The 15,023-nt window shown below is 69.2% G+C and carries 17 protein-coding genes; 3 read left to right on the forward strand and 14 right to left on the reverse strand.

Annotated elements, in window-relative coordinates:
- Window positions 1-283 precede the first annotated feature (283 nt).
- The 10 genes from ACZ499_RS07180 to ACZ499_RS07225 all read right to left on the reverse strand — a co-directional run bounded on the left by ACZ499_RS07180 (window position 284) and on the right by ACZ499_RS07225 (window position 7,978).
- A complete protein-coding gene (locus ACZ499_RS07180) occupies window positions 284-2,821 on the reverse strand; it encodes a phage/plasmid primase, P4 family (RefSeq protein ID WP_468673108.1) in 2,538 nt (845 codons plus the stop codon).
- Between the two features lie 93 nt (window positions 2,822-2,914).
- Window positions 2,915-3,739, reverse strand: a complete 825-nt coding sequence (locus ACZ499_RS07185; protein ID WP_468673109.1) for a phiSA1p31-related protein — start codon at window positions 3,737-3,739, stop codon at window positions 2,915-2,917.
- Between the two features lie 127 nt (window positions 3,740-3,866).
- Window positions 3,867-4,454 (reverse strand): hypothetical protein, encoded by a 588-nt coding sequence (locus tag ACZ499_RS07190; RefSeq protein WP_468673110.1) that lies wholly within the window; start codon window positions 4,452-4,454, stop codon window positions 3,867-3,869.
- 9 nt (window positions 4,455-4,463) lie between these two features.
- Entirely contained in the window at window positions 4,464-5,270 is an 807-nt protein-coding gene (locus tag ACZ499_RS07195; RefSeq protein WP_468673111.1) for a hypothetical protein, read from the reverse strand.
- Window positions 5,267-5,533 (reverse strand): hypothetical protein, encoded by a 267-nt coding sequence (locus tag ACZ499_RS07200; RefSeq protein ID WP_468673112.1) that lies wholly within the window; start codon window positions 5,531-5,533, stop codon window positions 5,267-5,269. Before ACZ499_RS07200 ends, ACZ499_RS07195 begins: the two co-directional genes overlap by 4 nt.
- The gene (locus ACZ499_RS07205) at window positions 5,533-5,937 is read right to left on the reverse strand and encodes a hypothetical protein (protein ID WP_468673113.1); all 405 of its coding nucleotides are present in this window, start codon (window positions 5,935-5,937) and stop codon (window positions 5,533-5,535) included. Before ACZ499_RS07205 ends, ACZ499_RS07200 begins: the two co-directional genes overlap by 1 nt.
- Window positions 5,934-6,176 carry a hypothetical protein gene (locus ACZ499_RS07210; RefSeq protein ID WP_468673114.1) on the reverse strand — a complete coding sequence of 81 codons (243 nt, stop codon included), beginning with the start codon at window positions 6,174-6,176 and terminating at the stop codon, window positions 5,934-5,936. Before ACZ499_RS07210 ends, ACZ499_RS07205 begins: the two co-directional genes overlap by 4 nt.
- Window positions 6,173-7,237 carry a hypothetical protein gene (locus ACZ499_RS07215; protein WP_468673115.1) on the reverse strand — a complete coding sequence of 355 codons (1,065 nt, stop codon included), beginning with the start codon at window positions 7,235-7,237 and terminating at the stop codon, window positions 6,173-6,175. The genes ACZ499_RS07210 and ACZ499_RS07215 overlap by 4 nt, the downstream gene beginning before the upstream one ends.
- Window positions 7,234-7,626 carry a hypothetical protein gene (locus tag ACZ499_RS07220; protein ID WP_468673116.1) on the reverse strand — a complete coding sequence of 131 codons (393 nt, stop codon included), beginning with the start codon at window positions 7,624-7,626 and terminating at the stop codon, window positions 7,234-7,236. The genes ACZ499_RS07215 and ACZ499_RS07220 overlap by 4 nt, the downstream gene beginning before the upstream one ends.
- An 82-nt stretch (window positions 7,627-7,708) precedes the next feature.
- Window positions 7,709-7,978, reverse strand: a complete 270-nt coding sequence (locus ACZ499_RS07225) for a helix-turn-helix domain-containing protein (protein WP_468673117.1) — start codon at window positions 7,976-7,978, stop codon at window positions 7,709-7,711.
- Window positions 7,979-8,541: 563 nt separating this feature from the next.
- Here ACZ499_RS07225 and ACZ499_RS07230 point away from each other — a divergent pair.
- Both ACZ499_RS07230 and ACZ499_RS07235 read left to right on the forward strand, forming a co-directional pair.
- Window positions 8,542-8,925, forward strand: coding sequence for an XRE family transcriptional regulator (locus ACZ499_RS07230; RefSeq protein WP_468673118.1), 384 nt, complete (start codon window positions 8,542-8,544; stop codon window positions 8,923-8,925).
- A 153-nt stretch (window positions 8,926-9,078) separates the two neighbouring features.
- The gene (locus ACZ499_RS07235; protein WP_468673119.1) at window positions 9,079-9,345 is read left to right on the forward strand and encodes a hypothetical protein; all 267 of its coding nucleotides are present in this window, start codon (window positions 9,079-9,081) and stop codon (window positions 9,343-9,345) included.
- Between the two features lie 12 nt (window positions 9,346-9,357).
- Here ACZ499_RS07235 and ACZ499_RS07240 read toward each other — a convergent pair whose 3' ends face one another.
- The 4 genes from ACZ499_RS07240 to ACZ499_RS07255 all read right to left on the reverse strand — a co-directional run bounded on the left by ACZ499_RS07240 (window position 9,358) and on the right by ACZ499_RS07255 (window position 14,615).
- Entirely contained in the window at window positions 9,358-10,602 is a 1,245-nt protein-coding gene (locus ACZ499_RS07240; protein ID WP_468673120.1) for a tyrosine-type recombinase/integrase, read from the reverse strand.
- A gap of 510 nt (window positions 10,603-11,112) precedes the next feature.
- Complete coding sequence (locus ACZ499_RS07245) at window positions 11,113-12,570, reverse strand: catalase (protein ID WP_468673121.1); 1,458 nt, start codon at window positions 12,568-12,570, stop codon at window positions 11,113-11,115.
- A gap of 203 nt (window positions 12,571-12,773) precedes the next feature.
- Complete coding sequence (locus tag ACZ499_RS07250) at window positions 12,774-13,688, reverse strand: 2-hydroxy-3-oxopropionate reductase (protein ID WP_468673122.1); 915 nt, start codon at window positions 13,686-13,688, stop codon at window positions 12,774-12,776.
- 72 nt (window positions 13,689-13,760) lie between these two features.
- Window positions 13,761-14,615: a TIM barrel protein gene (locus tag ACZ499_RS07255; protein ID WP_468673123.1), complete on the reverse strand. Its 855-nt coding sequence runs from the start codon at window positions 14,613-14,615 to the stop codon at window positions 13,761-13,763.
- 136 nt (window positions 14,616-14,751) lie between these two features.
- Between ACZ499_RS07255 and ACZ499_RS07260 the strand changes: the two genes are divergently transcribed.
- Window positions 14,752-15,003 carry a hypothetical protein gene (locus ACZ499_RS07260; protein ID WP_101392679.1) on the forward strand — a complete coding sequence of 84 codons (252 nt, stop codon included), beginning with the start codon at window positions 14,752-14,754 and terminating at the stop codon, window positions 15,001-15,003.
- Window positions 15,004-15,023 lie beyond the last annotated feature (20 nt).

Consider the following 15,023-nt stretch of genomic DNA (forward strand, 5'->3'; position numbering starts at 1 on the left):
GACCTCCGGGGCGCCTGTGACGCATTGAGGGCCCGATGACGCTTGTGACGCGTAGTTCGGCATGAGCGGCTCGTGGGCGTGCGCGCGCCCGCGTGGTGGTGGAACCGGCGGCAAAGCGTCACAAGCGTCACAAGCGTCATGACCTGCTGCTTTGCCTGCTTCAATGCGTCACTCAATGCGTCATTGAGAGCAGCCGATGCGTCACTGCCGACGAGGAACAGCGAGCTGCGGTGGCTGATCCGATGACGGATCGGTGTGACGAATGCGGTCTGCTGTGACACATTCACCACCCGCTCTCGGACGCGTCGCCGGTCTCGTTGAGGCGGATTCCGTCGAAGTAGCGGAAGCGGCTGTTGCGGCTCGACTGGACGTTGTGGGGCGGCTTCTGGAGCGTCGCCGCGAACTTCTTGGCGGATACGGCTTCCTCGCCCTCCTGCTGGCACCAGCGCTCGTACGCGGTGCGCAGGATGCTGCTGGGTGTCTGCATCGTCATCGCGCCGGGCTGGCCGAGGGTGCACATGTCGGAGAGGAACCGGGCCACGGTGTCCTGGTCGCCCTGGTACTCGTCGGTCGCGCTCTGCACGGAGGCCGGGGTGGTGAGGCCGTGTGCGGTGTAGTCCGCGGCGCCTTGGATCAGCCATGCCAGGATGGACGGGGCTTCTTGGTCAACGAGGAATTCTTCAAGGTGCGGGTCGCGCAGGTGTTCCGGCACGGTGTGTAGGAATGGCACGAGACGCAGGCGACGCCAGAATGCCGGGCCTCCGGTGCGCACCGCAGGCTTGTGGTTGCCCAGGAGCCAAAGCGTGTGGGTGGGCGCGAAGGAAAAGAAGTCCTGCCGCATAAAGCGACCGGTGATGATGTCGCGTCCGGTGAACAGCTTGATCCGGGCCTCAGCGAATCGCTGCCCGTCGTCGAGTTCGGATGCCACGACCATGCGGGCCCCGGCCAGTCGCGCAATCTCGGTGGGGTGCGAGTTCTGGGACGAGGCGAGCAGCATTTCGGAGGGTGCCGAGATGGCGTAGCCCGTTTCCCCGATGCCGATGACCCGCATCACCGTGTCGGCAAGGGTCGACTTTCCGTTTGCTCCGTCACCGAATGCGAAAGGGAGGATCTGCTCAAGGACGGTGCCGATCAGGGAGATCCCGAGGAGCCGTTGGGTGTAGGTGATGAGCTCGGGGTCGCTGTTGAAGGTGTCGTCGAGGAAGCGCAGCCAGCGTTCGGCGGGCTTCTCGAAGTCGGGGCCGACCGTGGTGGTGCGGGTGTGCAGTGAGGCAGGGTCGGGTGAGGAGATCTTGCCGGTGCGAAGGTTGATGACGCCGTCGGGGGTGTTGAGCTCCCACGGGTTTGCGTCGAGGGTGGCGAGCGGGGCGACGATGCGGGGGTCGGTGCGTGCGACCTTGACCATGGAGTCGAGGCCTCGGGAGGAGAGCGACCGCGTGCGGTGCTGTGCTTCGCCTTCCCCGTTGGGTAGGGCGCGCGCGATGGCGCGGGCCAGTTCGTACACGGCGCCTGTGTCGTCCCAGGTCCAGCGGTGCCCGTCCCAGGTGAGCCAGCCGCGCTGCGGGACGTAGCGGATCTCGTCGGCGTGCTCGTCGACGAGGCGCAGCGCGTTCCCGTCGTCGGTGCGCGTGTACGTGGCCGGGCCCTGTTCGGCGCTCGGGTGCTGCACCACGTTGAGGGCGGCTGTCCCGTCGACTGAGGGCGCGGCCGGGACGGCGGACAGGTGTCGTACGGGCTCGGCCGCGGGCGCTCCGTAGCCCTGGGCGCGTAGTGCCCGTGCGGCGGCGGAGTGGTCGCCGCGGTGTTCGAGGAGCGCGTACGCGCCGGCCTTGGTGTAGGGGCGCTCGGGGATGAATTCCGTTGATGTGGTGAACACGTACAGCCGGTCGCGGTCCACGGCGCGGCCGGTGGTGGCGCTGGGTTCGCGGCCGTCCTTGCCGGGGCGCTGCCAGTACGAGGTCTGGCCGCTGGTGAACATCAGCTTCCAGCCGTGGGGCTTGAGGATGTCGGCCCAGGTGGTGCGCTGCTCGTAGTCGTCCAGTGGTGACAGCCCACCGGGCTCGACGGTCGGCCGGTCGGTGCTGAAAAGGAACACGGCTGCCTCGTCGAGCGGTTCGGCCGCTGGTGCCGCTGTGGGTTCCTCGGCCGCGGGGATGCTGTCGACCATGCGGCACACCGCGTGGAGCGCCCGGTGCTCTTCGGCGCTGATCGTCGGGGTGGTGGCCGGGCCCCCGGCGAGGAGCTCGTAGGGTCTCCCGGACGCGTGCACCGGGCCGTAGGAGGGCGCGGTGACGACGAAGCCGCCTTCGCCGCGGGTTTCGATCAGGGGCCGGATGATGCGCTTGTCGGGCCGCCGGGTGAGTAGCTCCTTCTCGGCCTCGGTGAGTTCGTCCTCGCGGGCCAGCCGGGAGGCGAGCTTGGTGTTCCCGGGGACGGCGCCGCCTTCGACGCGGTAGTGGAGGTGCAGGCCGCCGGACGGGCTGCGCTCCAGCCATCCGGTGGCGATGCGCTGCCACAGTTCGGCGAGCCCGGATCCGGCGAGGATTTCGACGAGCTGGTCGAGGACGCCCTCGTCGACGGCGCGGCCTTCGAGCTCCAGCATTTCCAGGCCGCCGGATACGGCGCCGCAGACGATGCCGACTCCGGGGTGCCCGTGGGTGAACCAGGCATGAAGCGTTTCTTCGCTGGCGCGTTCGGACTGGAACGCCTTCCAGCTTCCCTGTGGGTGCTTGGTCCCGTCCGCACGGACGGCGACCACCGAGCAGCCAGCCGCGTGCAGCGCAAGCGCTGCGGCCAGCGTGTCTGGTGTGGTGTCGCTCAAGATGGCTCTCCTCGTGCGTGCGGTGGTGCCATGGGGAGTGCCTCGGGCCGGATCCGATCCGGCAGCATCACGCGGGGGCCGAGGCGGGGAGGGTCAGGACGAGATCGAGAACAGCGGCCCGTACTCGGCGATCAGCCGGTCGAGAGGGTGTGCGTCGTCCGTGATCCCGTTGAGGACCATCAGCGGCATCCCGTCCGAGTGGTCACGCCCGGCGTAGCTCCATGGGTCGCCGTCCCGGTCGCGCCACGTCTTGTCGAGGTCGTAGGTCATGCCGTTGACGGTGGCCGTGCGGGCTGTCGCTTTGAGCCAGCTCGGGGTCACGTCCTCCCGCGTCAGCTCCGACCGGACAGGCATGTGCAGTCCGGCAAACAAGCCGCCCTCATCCAGGAGGACCATGGGCTTCCCGGGCGCTTCTTGCCAGGTAGTGAGCACTGTGGCCGCGTGCTGCCACCGGGCGAGAAAGCGGGTCGTGAACCCGGTGATGGGCACGAGGCTGGGCTCAGCGGTCAGCGCGCCCCGCAGGATTCCGCGCCACTGCGGGTAATGCTTGTAGTCCTCGGAGTCGTACTCGGCGGTGATGCGGCCGTGGCCGGGTACCTCGAAGGTGAGTGGGGCGGGACGGTCTTCCGTGGGCAGGGACAGGAGTACCGTCTTGGCGCTGTCGGCCGGGCCGTCCAGCCACGCGGTGAGGGTGGGGACGAGTTGCGCGGGGATGTGACCGACCCGCTTGTCGTTCGGGGTGATCTCACGCCGAGCGATGGCGATCGTGTACCTGTCGGACGCGATCGCGTACAGCCATTCTCCGTTCACCTCCAGGCGAATGGAGTTGAGGGCCGGCACGTAATCCTCGGGGGCGGGCATGTGCGGGGTGACCTGCTGGAGCATGTTGTGCAGGTCGTATGCAGCGATGCTGATCACGTTGTCTCCGTGGGATGCTGAATGCGATCCCCGCCCGCTAACCCCGGGCGGGGCTTTCTGCTGGTTGGGCCGCCCGCCGACGCGGCACAGGGGGTCTCGCGTCGGCGGGCGGGGCTGGCGGGACGGTCTAGAACGGCGGCGGCGCGGTGGCCGCGGTCGCGGCCTGCTGCTGCGCGAGGAGCGCCGCGGTGGCCGGGTTCTGCTGCGCTGCCGCGACCTGCTGCGCGGTCAGCCCGGGGACGGCGGCCGGTGCCGGGTCCGGGGTGTGCAGCTCGCTTGCCGCTGCGGCGACGTACACCGCGTCGAAGTTCTTCGGCGCGTTGAAGCGGGGGTTCGTCTTCTGTCCGTCGCGCGAGTACGTCACGGTGAGGATGCCGCCGACCTCCAGGCCGTTGGCTCCGACGGCACGCACGGCCGCGGCGACGGCGTTCTTCATCTGGCCCTTGACGTACAGGCGCCGGGTCCCGTCGTCCTCCGGGTTCTGCGGGTCGCGCTCGGCCGTGGCGAGGGTGACGACGAGCTGCATCTGCGGCTTCCCGTCGTCCCAGAACTTGAGCTCGCCCGTGGTGAAGTCGCGCTGCTGCTCGACGGTGGGGCGCTCGGTGATCCGCCCGGACACAGTGGCTCCGATGATCGGGAACTTCGCGGAGGGGACACCCCCGCCCATCAGGAAGTCCTCGGCGCTCGGGGCCTGGTTCTGCTGCGGTGTCGTCATGTCGTGCTCCTATGCGATGAGTGCTTCGAGCTGGCTGCTCTTGGCGTCGGCGAGGACTCCGGGGCACCCCTCGGCGAGGTTGGTGCTGCCAGGCTTGAGCCACGGGCAGAAGCGGCAGGTGGCCGTCCGGTCCGTGGGGATCTGGGTCCAGCGCTCGGGGTTGGCTTCGACGTCGAGGTCGAGGACGCGCTGGCGGATGCGGTCGAGCCGGGCGAGCGCGGCCTCGGCCACGCTGCGGTCGTATGGCTCGGACCAGACGTGGACTTTCAGCTCGTGGTAGCGGGCCACGAACGCGACGACCACGCGCGCCGGGGGGTAGCCGGCGTTCTCCTGCCCCAGCCCGTACAGGTGCGCCTGGATGCGGTACTTGTCCCCCGGGCCCTGGCGCCGGTACTTGTCGAGGCTGGACGTTCCGACGAGCTTCCAGTCCCAGTTCAGCCGGGCCAGCCGGTCGAACAGGTCTGAGCTTCCGCCGAGCCGTGCGGTCTCGATGGGGCTGTCCCGGACGGTGACGCGCTCCTCGATGCGGTAGCGCAACACCCCGGGGGCGATCTCGGACTGCCGGGCCTCGAACTTCTCGGCCATCCACATGTGGAACCCGGTGCCGATGATCGCCGCGATCGGGTCGCGGCTGTCGTTCGTCTCGGGCCAGTCGAGGAGCTTGTACGAGAGCAGCCGCTCGCACGGCTCACCGACCTCGCTGGGGCCGATGGCCCGCTGCCGGGAGCGGTCGCTGCCGGCGTCCGCGTCGATGATGAACTGGCCGATGCGCTCGGCGAGCTGCTCGCTGTACTCGTCGTTGCCGGTGGTGATCACGAGGCGTCCTCGCGGTGGAGGATCCCGGACGCGGTGACAGCCTCGCGGCACATCGAGTCGTTCGCAGCCTGCACGGTGGCGAGCTGCTCGGTGAGGGACCGGATCGTGCGGTCCTTCAGCTCCAGCTGGCGAGCCATCGCGCACTTCGCAGCGCGGTCTACCTTCGCGGCGGCCTCGGCCTTCTCAGCGCGGGCCACGTAGTGCTCCATGCGCACTTCGAGTTCCGTGCGCCGGGGGAACATCATTTCGGTGAGCCAGGACATCAGGCACCGTCCTTCTTGCTCGGCGTGCTGCACACCGGGCAGACGTGAAATGCATCGGTGGACTCGTGGCACCGGTCGACGCAGCGGCGGCAGAACGGCGTACTGCCGTGCTGTGCGCGCCCGTCGAACGCGGTGTCCTCGGGGTCGAACGGCAGGTGGCAGCCGCCACAGGCGGCATCCCCGGCGCCGCTGTCCGGAGTCGGCGCGCCCTCACTGGCGGCCCTCTCCAAGCCGTCGGCGCGGCGCCGCAGTTCGTCGGCTGCGCCGGCGCCGCGCTCCTCGGCGATGTCGGCCGCCGTGCGGAAGTCGGCGGCGCGCATGCGGTCCAGAGCGGCCGTACGGACCGGGTGGTCGACCGGTCCGTCCTGGCCGAGCAGCAGGTACAGCTCGTAGCGGGCGGTCACGGAAGCCTCCGGCGGCGCTGCATCGGCAGCGGGTGAGCGGCCAGGTACGCGCGGGTCGTGACCATGGCCGGGTGACGGATGTCGGCTGCGGCTCGGCCGTCGAGCTCGCCGTCCCGGCGCAGCTGCGCGGGCAGGTGGTCGTACACGGCCCGCGCGAGGGCGGGGAGGATGCGGAAGATCAGCGCGATGCCGAGCCCGTACAGCAGGAGCGCGATCGCGATCCAGCGGAGGACCATCACGACGACACCTCCGGGAGGTCCCGGGGCACGGCGTACGAGTGGTGCAGGGGCGAGTCGTGCGGGTCCTCGACGGCGGCACGCATTCGGGCGAGGGCGCCACCGAGCCGGGCGCCGTCGGGCGTCACGTCCAGCACGGCGGTGTGTCCGTCGTCGGTCAGCTCGTACGCGATCGGGTCCTCGTCGACCGTGCGCGTCCCGCCGTCACCGAACCGGGCCCGCAGCTGGGCCAGTTCCCGCGTCGCGGTGCGGGCCTCGTCCTCCGCCCGGAGCCGCGCCTTACCCGACTCCTCGACCCGGGCCAGCAGCCGTGCGTTCGTCGCGAAGACGTCGTTCCGCTGGTCCCGCCACGCGTCCCGCTCGGCCTCCGCCGACCGCAGCGCGATGGTGATCTCGGCGAGCGCGGCGTTCGTCGTGTGCCGCTCGGCCCGCAGACGGTCCAGCTCGTCGCGCTGCTCCTGGTAGACCGTGACGCCGGTATTCGCGATCTTCCGACGCTCAATGAACTCGGCCATGATCTGTTCGGCCTGCGCGAGCATCTCGGCCGGGACCGCCGCGAGCATCGCGTCCGCCAGCGGCTCCCGGAACGTGTCGCCCATCCCGGCACCCCAGAGCGACCAGTCGAGGAGCGACCACAGCGGGCCGCGCTTCGGGGCAGCCCCAGGCAGGGGCATCCGTGCCGCGCGGCGGGCCAGCATCCGCCCCCATACCTGCTCGTTGGACGGGGCCTCCCAGGAGTGCACGCCCACCCCGGTCATCCACCGGCGGCCGTGCGAGCGCTTCGCCTCGCCGCAGTGGGTGCAGCCGTACGGCTCCGACACCCGCTCGCGTAGCAGGACACACTCGCGGCGGGCCTGGAAAGCCGCCTGCTGCTCGTCGGCCAGGGCACTTTGCGCCTGCACGAGCTCCGTTGCCAGGCGCTTCAGCTCGGCGGCCGACTCCGGCGACTGGAGCATCCCGGCCGAGTCCAGCGCGTACGCCAGAGTCGCGGGCAGGCTCTTGCCCTGCTGCATCGCGCGCCAGATCACGTCCGCCGCCGCGTTGATCGCCCGTGTCTGCGTCATGACGCCACCACCACGTCAGCGACCGGCACCTGCTCGACAGCTGCCACCTCAGCGGTCAGCGGCACGCCGTACCCCGTCAGCGCCACCCGGACGCCGCAGAACACCGCGTCGACCGAGAGCCACACGCTGCTCTCAGAGGCGTGCAACCGGACCGTGTGCGGCGAGGTCTGGAGCGCCGTCCGCCACAGCTCGAAGTCCGCGGCGGCGTCCAACTGGAGCCCCACGTACACGTCCTGGGCCGCGCCGGTGTGGATCGTGATGTAGCCACCCGGCAGATGGCCGAACATGTCGGCGAGCGCCCCCAGCGTGGCGACAGCGGCCGCCTGTTCCCGAAGCGGGTAGGCCGAGCCCCGGCTCAAGGCCTCGGGGTCGGTAGTCTTGATGTTCACGGTGTCCTCGATTTCTCTGCTGGTTGAGGTGCCGAGGGGTCGCTCTGGACCGGCCGGGTCCGGGCGGCCCCGCATTTGTTGATCAGCCGACGCGCTGAGCCGCACCGCGACGCGGCAGCGGACGCAGGGATGTCAGCGGGTGTGCGCCGGGCGACGGCGCGGGGACGACGGCCAACGAGCCCGTCGTCGGCTCGTGGTGGTGCATCGCGTCGATGCGCTCCAGGTCCGCGTCGCTGAAGGTGACGACGCGCCCCTTCTTCGAGTGCGGGAGCCGCTTGATGTGTCGGCGGAGCCACGACTCCTCGACGCGCAGCTGAGCCGCGGCCTCGGGGTACGTGTAGCGCCGAGTCATGACGCGACCGCCGCGAGTGCGCCGGTGTCATCCGGTGCCGGGGTCGTGCGCCCCGTGGGCGCCCATAGGACGAGTTCGTCGACTCCCAGCCGTCTGGCAATTGCCAGGGCGACCCGCCGAGGGGCGGTGCACTGAGTGCCGGTGCGAAGGAAGCCGATCTTGCTGGGGTGCACGCCAGCCTCTGCGGCGAGGTCCCGGACCGTGATGCCGCGCCCGTCGCCTGTCCGCTGCATGAGGAGTACGAGCAGGTCAGGGCTGACGAGGAGCATCTGACCGTCAGCAGTAGGCACTGTTCACCTCCGTGTTCAGAGTGTCTATGTTCGTGAACAAGGACGACAGTACACAGGCGTAGACATGATGTCTACGATCGTGAACAAGAAATCTGGTGGGCGGGAATTGGTCAATACCGGGTCGCGCCCTATCGTGGCCGTCTACGAACGTAGACACTCTGTGGTGGCCCGTGAACAATGCGGGCGCCTGATCAGGGGAAAAGCTCGGCTCTCCCGATCAGTCACATAGACATCAGGTGTGCGGCTGGGGAGCGAGCAGGCAGGATGACCACTATGGCTGAGCAGCGAAATACCGAGCTGAGCACGCTCGTCCGCGATCGGCGGGCTGAGCTAGGCCTCAGCGGGCGGGCAGTAGCTGAGCGATCCGGCGGGGGAGTGAAGTCCGGGTGGCTCAACAAGTTGGAGCACAACACCGCGGCCGCCCCGACCCCGGAGCAGCTGCGCGGATTGTCGCTCGCGCTGGACCTCCCCCTACGCCTCCTCCAAGAGGCCGCCGCTGCCCAGTTCCTCGGCATGGGCGAGGTCTGGTCCGGCGACCACCGCGTGCGCGTACTCGTCGCCCGCATCGAGGAGATGTCCCCCGAGGACGTCGAGCACCTTGCCCAGATCGCCGACACCTTCTCGCGCGCACGCGGACCCGCCAAGTCCTCGGAGTAGTACTACTTTCGACTACTCTCCGGTTCTCTCTGGTCACAGTCGTACGGCTGTGGCATTGTCTGTGATCCGCCTGGGGGGCGAATCTGGAAGCTCACGCTCACATGCTCGAACATTGAGGCTATATGTGGGCGGCGACACAGGGAGCTCGATTCGATGGCAGACGCAGAAGGTGAAGACAAGCAGGAAGAAGCAGGCGGCGAGCGGCCAGCCGCCCGCTTCGAGATCAGAGACGAACTCCCAGGCGGGCGCCTCGTCTACCCACTGATCGTCGACGGAGAGATGGTGTGGCTCGTACTCAAGGGCCACATGACAGAGGAACTGTGCGCCAGCGTGAACGAGTACCTACGCCACATCGTGGACTCGGGCATGTGGGACCAGCAGGACGGGGGCTTCACCAACGACCCGCCCGACGCCGGATAACCCCCGCTCCCGCTACACCACCCGGCGAAGGCCGCTCCCACTCGGAGCGGCCATCGCCGCTTCTACGGCTGCCGAGATCTCCGTGTCGAGCTCACGCACCAGGTGCCCGTACCGGTCAACGGTCGTGGTGATCGACTCATGGCCGAGCCTTGCCTGAATCGCGGGAAGCGGGATCTTCGCAGCGATGAGCCACGACACGTGCGTGTGCCGCAGATCGTGCACCCTGGGGCGCTTGGGCAACCCCTTCTCGATCGCCGCCGCTACCGCCGGTTTCCAACAGCGCTCGAAGAAGTTCGACTGGCGCCAGTGCTTCCCCGTCGGGGTCAGGAACACGAACATCTCGGGCGTCTTGCCCGCCATGAGCCGACGAGCCATGGCCACCTGCGCGGGCGCGAGCGCGACGCGTCGGCGGGATTTCCGTGACTTCGGCGGGCCCAGGACGTAAGGCGTCGTGCTGCCCTTCTTGGCTCGCTTCCACGCACGCTGCACCGAAGCCGTGGGGTGGGCAGAGTTCAACGCCAGGTCGCGCACCTGTAGGGCGGTCGCCTCGCCCCAGCGCATGCCCGTGCCGACAAGCCAGTCGGCGAGGTCCCGAGCTCGCGGATCGTGCATCTCCTGAACGATGCGCGCGTATTCGTCGCGCTCCAGGAACGTCATCTCCTCCTCGGTGCCGCTGTCGACCCGCGGCAGCCGTGTGCCCTTGCAGCAGTTCGTGGTGCGCAGCTGGGGTGTTGCCTCGATCGCGGCCTGCACGATGGAGAAGAGGAGTCCGTGACGATTCGCGATCGACTTGGCCCCAGCCGGACGCCGGATCCACCGACTGCCGTCCTCTGGGTCGGGCTCGCCCGACTCTTCGGTGCGGATCCAATCGCGTACGTCCGCAGCTGTGATGTTGCAGATTGTCGCGGGGACGATCTCGCCGCGCTGAGTCTTGTGCCGGATCAGTGAGAGGTGGAGCCGGATTTCGCTGGCGTAGTCGTCCCGGGTGCGGTCCTCAATACCCGTGAGGTCGGCGACGTACTGATAGGCCCAGTCGGTGAAGGGCATGTCGTCGGGGTTGGAGGGCGCTTCCACGAAGCCCTGCCCGCGCACCCAGCCGTACGGCCAGCGGCCGCGGTGACCCTCGACGAGGTCGCGGAACTGGCCGGCGGCGTCCGGGTCGCCGAAGTTCTCGGTCTGCCACTTGCCGCCCTGGCGCCACTTCACCTGATAGGTGATCACGCCGCTCTTCTGAACGCGCTCAACGATGCTCGCCATGGCGTGAAGATAGGGGAATTTCCCATGATCGTGTTCCCATGATGTTCCCACGGCCCCAAAAAGGATCAAGGCTCCACCCATAAGTACAGGTGAAGCCTTGATCATCGAGCGCTCGGTTCGGGACCGTAAACCGAACCCGGCGCCCGGGCTCTGAAGTGGTGACCGCCCGACGGAACGAGGCTGGCGCGACAGGTCGTTCGCACCGCCGGGCGGAGTCGAGTGGGGGAGGGGGCGCGGGCTCCCCACAGCCCGTGCCGGGATTGTTACGGGCCCCCAAGCCCGTGGTGCGGGATCGCGGCGGCGGGGCGATTGGTGTGGCCCGGCGTGCCTTCTTTCAGGTCAAGAAGGGGCCGGGGCAGACCTTGACCACCGCACTGGCATCGTCTCGCCGCCGCGATCACCGAGTCGTCCGAAGCCGTCGGCCGCCCCTCATCCGGGTCGGCGGTTCGGACAGCGTACGAGACCTGACCTCCCGTCAAATCTCGTACGCGGTCTGGGAGGAGAAGGTTCTCAGTCCTCGCGCAGGGCGCGGACCGCTTCCTCCACGCGCTTGCCGTACTCGGCGTCCGCCGCGTGGAAGTGGGCGAGGTTCTTCTCGATCACGTCGTCGCGGGAGACCTGGGAGAGGCCGCCGGCGATGTTGGCGATCAGACGGGACTTCTCGTCGTCCGACATCAGGCGGTACAGCTCGCCCGCCTGGAAGAAGTCGTCGTCCTTGACGTGGGACGCGGCCGCGTGGGTGCCGGTCCAGCCCGCGATCGCGAGCGGGGCGGAGAGTGCCGCGTCCGTCTGGGACGGGCCCGCGTAGGAGTTGGGCTCGTAGTTCTTGTCCGAGCGGCGGCCGTTGCGGGTCGCCATCAGGCCGTCGCGGCCGTAGTTGTCGGCCTCCGTCGCCTTCGGGGCGTTCACGGCGAGCTGGGTGTGGTTGACGCCCAGGCGGTAGCGGTGCGCGTCCGCGTACGCGAAGAGGCGGCCCTGGAGCATCTTGTCGGGGGAGGGGCCGATGCCGGGAACGAAGTTGTTCGGAGAGAAGGCCGCCTGCTCGACCTCGGCGAACACGTTGTCCGGGTTGCGGTCCAGGACCAGGCGGCCCACCCGCTGCAGCGGGTAGTCGCTGTGCGGCCACACCTTCGTCAGGTCGAAGGGGTTGAAGCGGTAGTCCGCGGCCTCGGCGGCCGGCATGACCTGGACGTACAGGGTCCAGGACGGGTTCACGCCCCGCTCGATCGCCTGGAGGAGGTCGGTCTGGTGGCTGTTCGCGTCCTTGCCGACCAGCTCGGCGGCCTGCTCCGACGACAGGGAGCGGACGCCCTGGTTCGTCTTGAAGTGGTACTTCACGAAGAAGGCCTCGCCCGCCCCGTTCGTCCACTGATAGGTGTGCGAGCCGTAGCCGTTCATGTGGCGGTACGACGCGGGGATGCCGCGGTCGCCCATCAGCCAGGTGATCTGGTGCGTCGCCTCGGGGGCGTGCGCCCAGAAGTCCCAGACGTTGTCCGGCTCCTGCCTGCCCGTGAACGGGTCGCGCTTCTGGGAGTGGATGAAGTCGGGGAACTTGATGGGGTCCTTGATGAAGAAGACGGGCGTGTTGTTGCCTACGAGGTCGTAGTTGCCCTCCTCCGAGTAGAACTTCAGCGCGAACCCTCGCGGGTCGCGGACCGCGTCCGCGCCGCCGAGCGAGTCCGCCACGGTGGAGAAGCGGATGAACGTCTCGGTGCGCTTGCCGACCTGCGAGAGGAAGTCGGCCTTGGTGAAGCCGGTGACGTCGTCGGTCACCTCGAAGTAGCCGTACGCGCCGGAACCGCGGGCATGGACCACGCGCTCCGGGATCCGCTCACGGTTGAAGCGCGCGAGCTTCTCCAGCAGGTGCTGGTCCTGGAGGAGGATGGGGCCACCGACGCCGGCGGTGGCGGAGTTCTGGTTGTCGGCGACGGGGGCGCCGGACTCGGTCGTAAGCACGCGCTTCGACATCGTGACCTTCCGTACGGGAGCTGCACTGCTGAGCGGTCTGCGGTGTCTGGAGCGTAAGTACGCCCCGAAGCGAACGTCAACAGTTTGTTGAAAACGGGGTGGGGGTGTTCCGGGCGGCGGTGGCGCCTGGGCGCGACAGGACAGGTGTCGGCGCCACCGCCGCCCGGAAGTCGACAGGAGCCCGAAGGCTCAGACCTGGGCGCTCAGACCTGGGCGCCCGAGAGGCGCTCGACCGCGCGCAGCAGCGCCGAGTGGTCGAGACCGCCGTCGCCCTGGGCGCGCAGCGAGGCCACCAGCTGGGCGACGACCGCGCCGACCGGGAGCGCCGCACCGACATTGCGGGCGGCGTCGGTGACGATGCCCATGTCCTTGTGGTGCAGGTCGATGCGGAAGCCCGGCGCGAAGTCCCGGTTGAGGAAGTTGTCCTTCTTGCGGGTCAGTACGGTCGAGCCGGCCAGACCGCCGTTGAGGACGTCGAGCGCCGCGGCGAGGTCCACCCCGGACTTCTCCAGGAAGACCACGGCCTCGGCGCACGCCTGGATGTTGACCGCCACTATCAGCTGGTTGGCGGCCTTCACCGTCTGGCCGGAGCCGTGCGGGCCGCAGAGCACGATGGTTTTGCCCAGCGCGTCGAAGATGCCCTTGGCCTCGTCGAAGTCGGCCTTCTCGCCGCCGACCATGATGGAGAGCACGGCCTCGATGGCGCCGGCCTCGCCGCCGGAGACCGGGGCGTCCAGGACGCGGACGCCCTTCTCCTTGGCGTTCTTGGCCAGGTCGACCGAGGTCTGCGGGGTGATCGAGGACATGTCGATCAGGAGGGCGCGCTGCCTGGCGTTGGCCAGGATGCCGGCCTCACCGTAGGCGATCGCCTCGACCTGCGGGGACGCCGGGACCATGGTGATGATCACGTCCGCGTCCTTGACCGCGTCGGCGATCGAGGCGGCCGCGGTGCCACCGGCGGCGGTGAGGCGGTCCAGCTTGTCCTGCTCCAGCGTGAAGCCGGTGACGGAGTAACCCGCCTTGATCAGGTTCTCGGCCATGGGGGAGCCCATGATGCCGAGGCCGATCCACGCGATCGCCGGGCGGGCGGGCTGGGAAGAACCAGCAAGGTTGCTCATGGGGGTGCCTCTCTGACTGCTGTGGTACGTCAAGAAGTTCAGGGGGCCGCCGGAAACCAGGAGCCCACGGCCTCAGCGGGCCGCGCGGGCCTCGGCCGGGAGCCATTCGAAGGAGGCCGCGGCGTCGGCGGCCTTGTACTCCAGGCCCACCCAGCCGTCGTAACCGGCCTTCGCGAGCTGGTCGAGGAGCGCCTCAAGGGGCAGCGAGCCGGTGCCCGGCGCGCCGCGGCCCGGGTTGTCGGCGATCTGCACATGGCCGGTCTTGTCCGCGTAGGCCTCGATGACCTGGGAGACGTCCTCGCCGTTCATCGACAGGTGGTAGATGTCGAGGAGGAACTTGGCGTTGCCGAGTCCGGTCGCCGCGTTGACCTTGTCGACGACCTCGATCGCGGACGGGGCGCTCACCAGCGGGTAGAGCGGCGACTCCGGCTTGTTGAGCGCCTCGATCAGGAGGATCGCACCGATGCGGTCGGCGGCGCGGGCGGCCGGCACCAGGTTCTCCAGCGCGAGCGCGTCCTGCACCTGCGGGTCGGCCCCCTCCACCCGGTTGCCGTACAGCGCGTTGAGCGCCTTGCAGCCCACCGAGGCGGCGAAGTCCGCCGCGACCTCGATGTTGGCGCGGAAGCGGTCCGACTCCTCGCCGGGTACGGAGAGGGCTCCGCGGTCGGGGCCCGGCAGGGCGCCCGCGTAGAAGTTCAGGCCCACCAGCTGGGTGCCGGCCTCGTCGAGCGCCTTCTTCAGGGCGTCGAGCTCGGCCTGCGCCGGGGTGGGGGTTTCGATCCAGGGCCACCACAGCTCGACCGCCGTGAAGCCCGCCGCGGCGGCGGCCGCGGGGCGCTCCAGGAGCGGGAGTTCCGTGAAGAGGATCGAGAGGTTCACATCGAAGCGCTGGTCCGAGCCGCGTCCATGCTCAAGAAAAGGGGCCATGAGGGTCGATGCTCCTTCCGTATTGCGGAAGTTAGTTTCTGCTTGATGGAAGGTTGCAGGGAGGGTGGCGGGCTTGTCAAGGGGCCCCCTCCGATTGGCCTGCCGGATTTCCGAATCCGCGCAGTAGGTTGTGCGCGTGCGATTGAGAGTGGAGTTCACGACCGAGCCCTTCGACCTGGACGAGGCGCCCCCGCATGCCGTGGCCGCCCGCGAGGTCCTGCAGACGGCGGCGCTCGACGCCGTGGACGTGGGCCCCTTCGGCAACACCGCCGAGGGCGGCGCCGACCAGGTGCTCACCGCCGTCGACGCGCTGCTGCGCAAGTCCCTGGCGGCCGGTGCCACCCGGGTGTCGCTCCAGGTCAACGTGGTGGGGGAGGGCGAGAAGTGACCGAGCCTGCCGACCACCCG

It is taken from the genome of Streptomyces sp. NPDC031265, from assembly GCF_055570295.1.

Excerpts from the sequence above, each read along its gene's own strand:
- ACZ499_RS07190 (WP_468673110.1), bottom strand. The coding sequence starts at position 4,454 with ATGACGACACCGCAGCAGAACCAGGCCCCGAGCGCCGAGGACTTCCTG.
- ACZ499_RS07200 (WP_468673112.1), bottom strand. The coding sequence starts at position 5,533 with ATGTCCTGGCTCACCGAAATGATGTTCCCCCGGCGCACGGAACTCGAA.
- ACZ499_RS07215 (WP_468673115.1), bottom strand. The coding sequence starts at position 7,237 with ATGACGCAGACACGGGCGATCAACGCGGCGGCGGACGTGATCTGGCGC.
- ACZ499_RS07225 (WP_468673117.1), bottom strand. The coding sequence starts at position 7,978 with ATGACTCGGCGCTACACGTACCCCGAGGCCGCGGCTCAGCTGCGCGTC.
- ACZ499_RS07230 (WP_468673118.1), top strand. The coding sequence starts at position 8,542 with ATGGCTGAGCAGCGAAATACCGAGCTGAGCACGCTCGTCCGCGATCGG.
- ACZ499_RS07235 (WP_468673119.1), top strand. The coding sequence starts at position 9,079 with ATGGCAGACGCAGAAGGTGAAGACAAGCAGGAAGAAGCAGGCGGCGAG.
- ACZ499_RS07240 (WP_468673120.1), bottom strand. The coding sequence starts at position 10,602 with ATGGCGAGCATCGTTGAGCGCGTTCAGAAGAGCGGCGTGATCACCTAT.
- ACZ499_RS07245 (WP_468673121.1), bottom strand. The coding sequence starts at position 12,570 with ATGTCGAAGCGCGTGCTTACGACCGAGTCCGGCGCCCCCGTCGCCGAC.
- ACZ499_RS07250 (WP_468673122.1), bottom strand. The coding sequence starts at position 13,688 with ATGAGCAACCTTGCTGGTTCTTCCCAGCCCGCCCGCCCGGCGATCGCG.
- ACZ499_RS07255 (WP_468673123.1), bottom strand. The coding sequence starts at position 14,615 with ATGGCCCCTTTTCTTGAGCATGGACGCGGCTCGGACCAGCGCTTCGAT.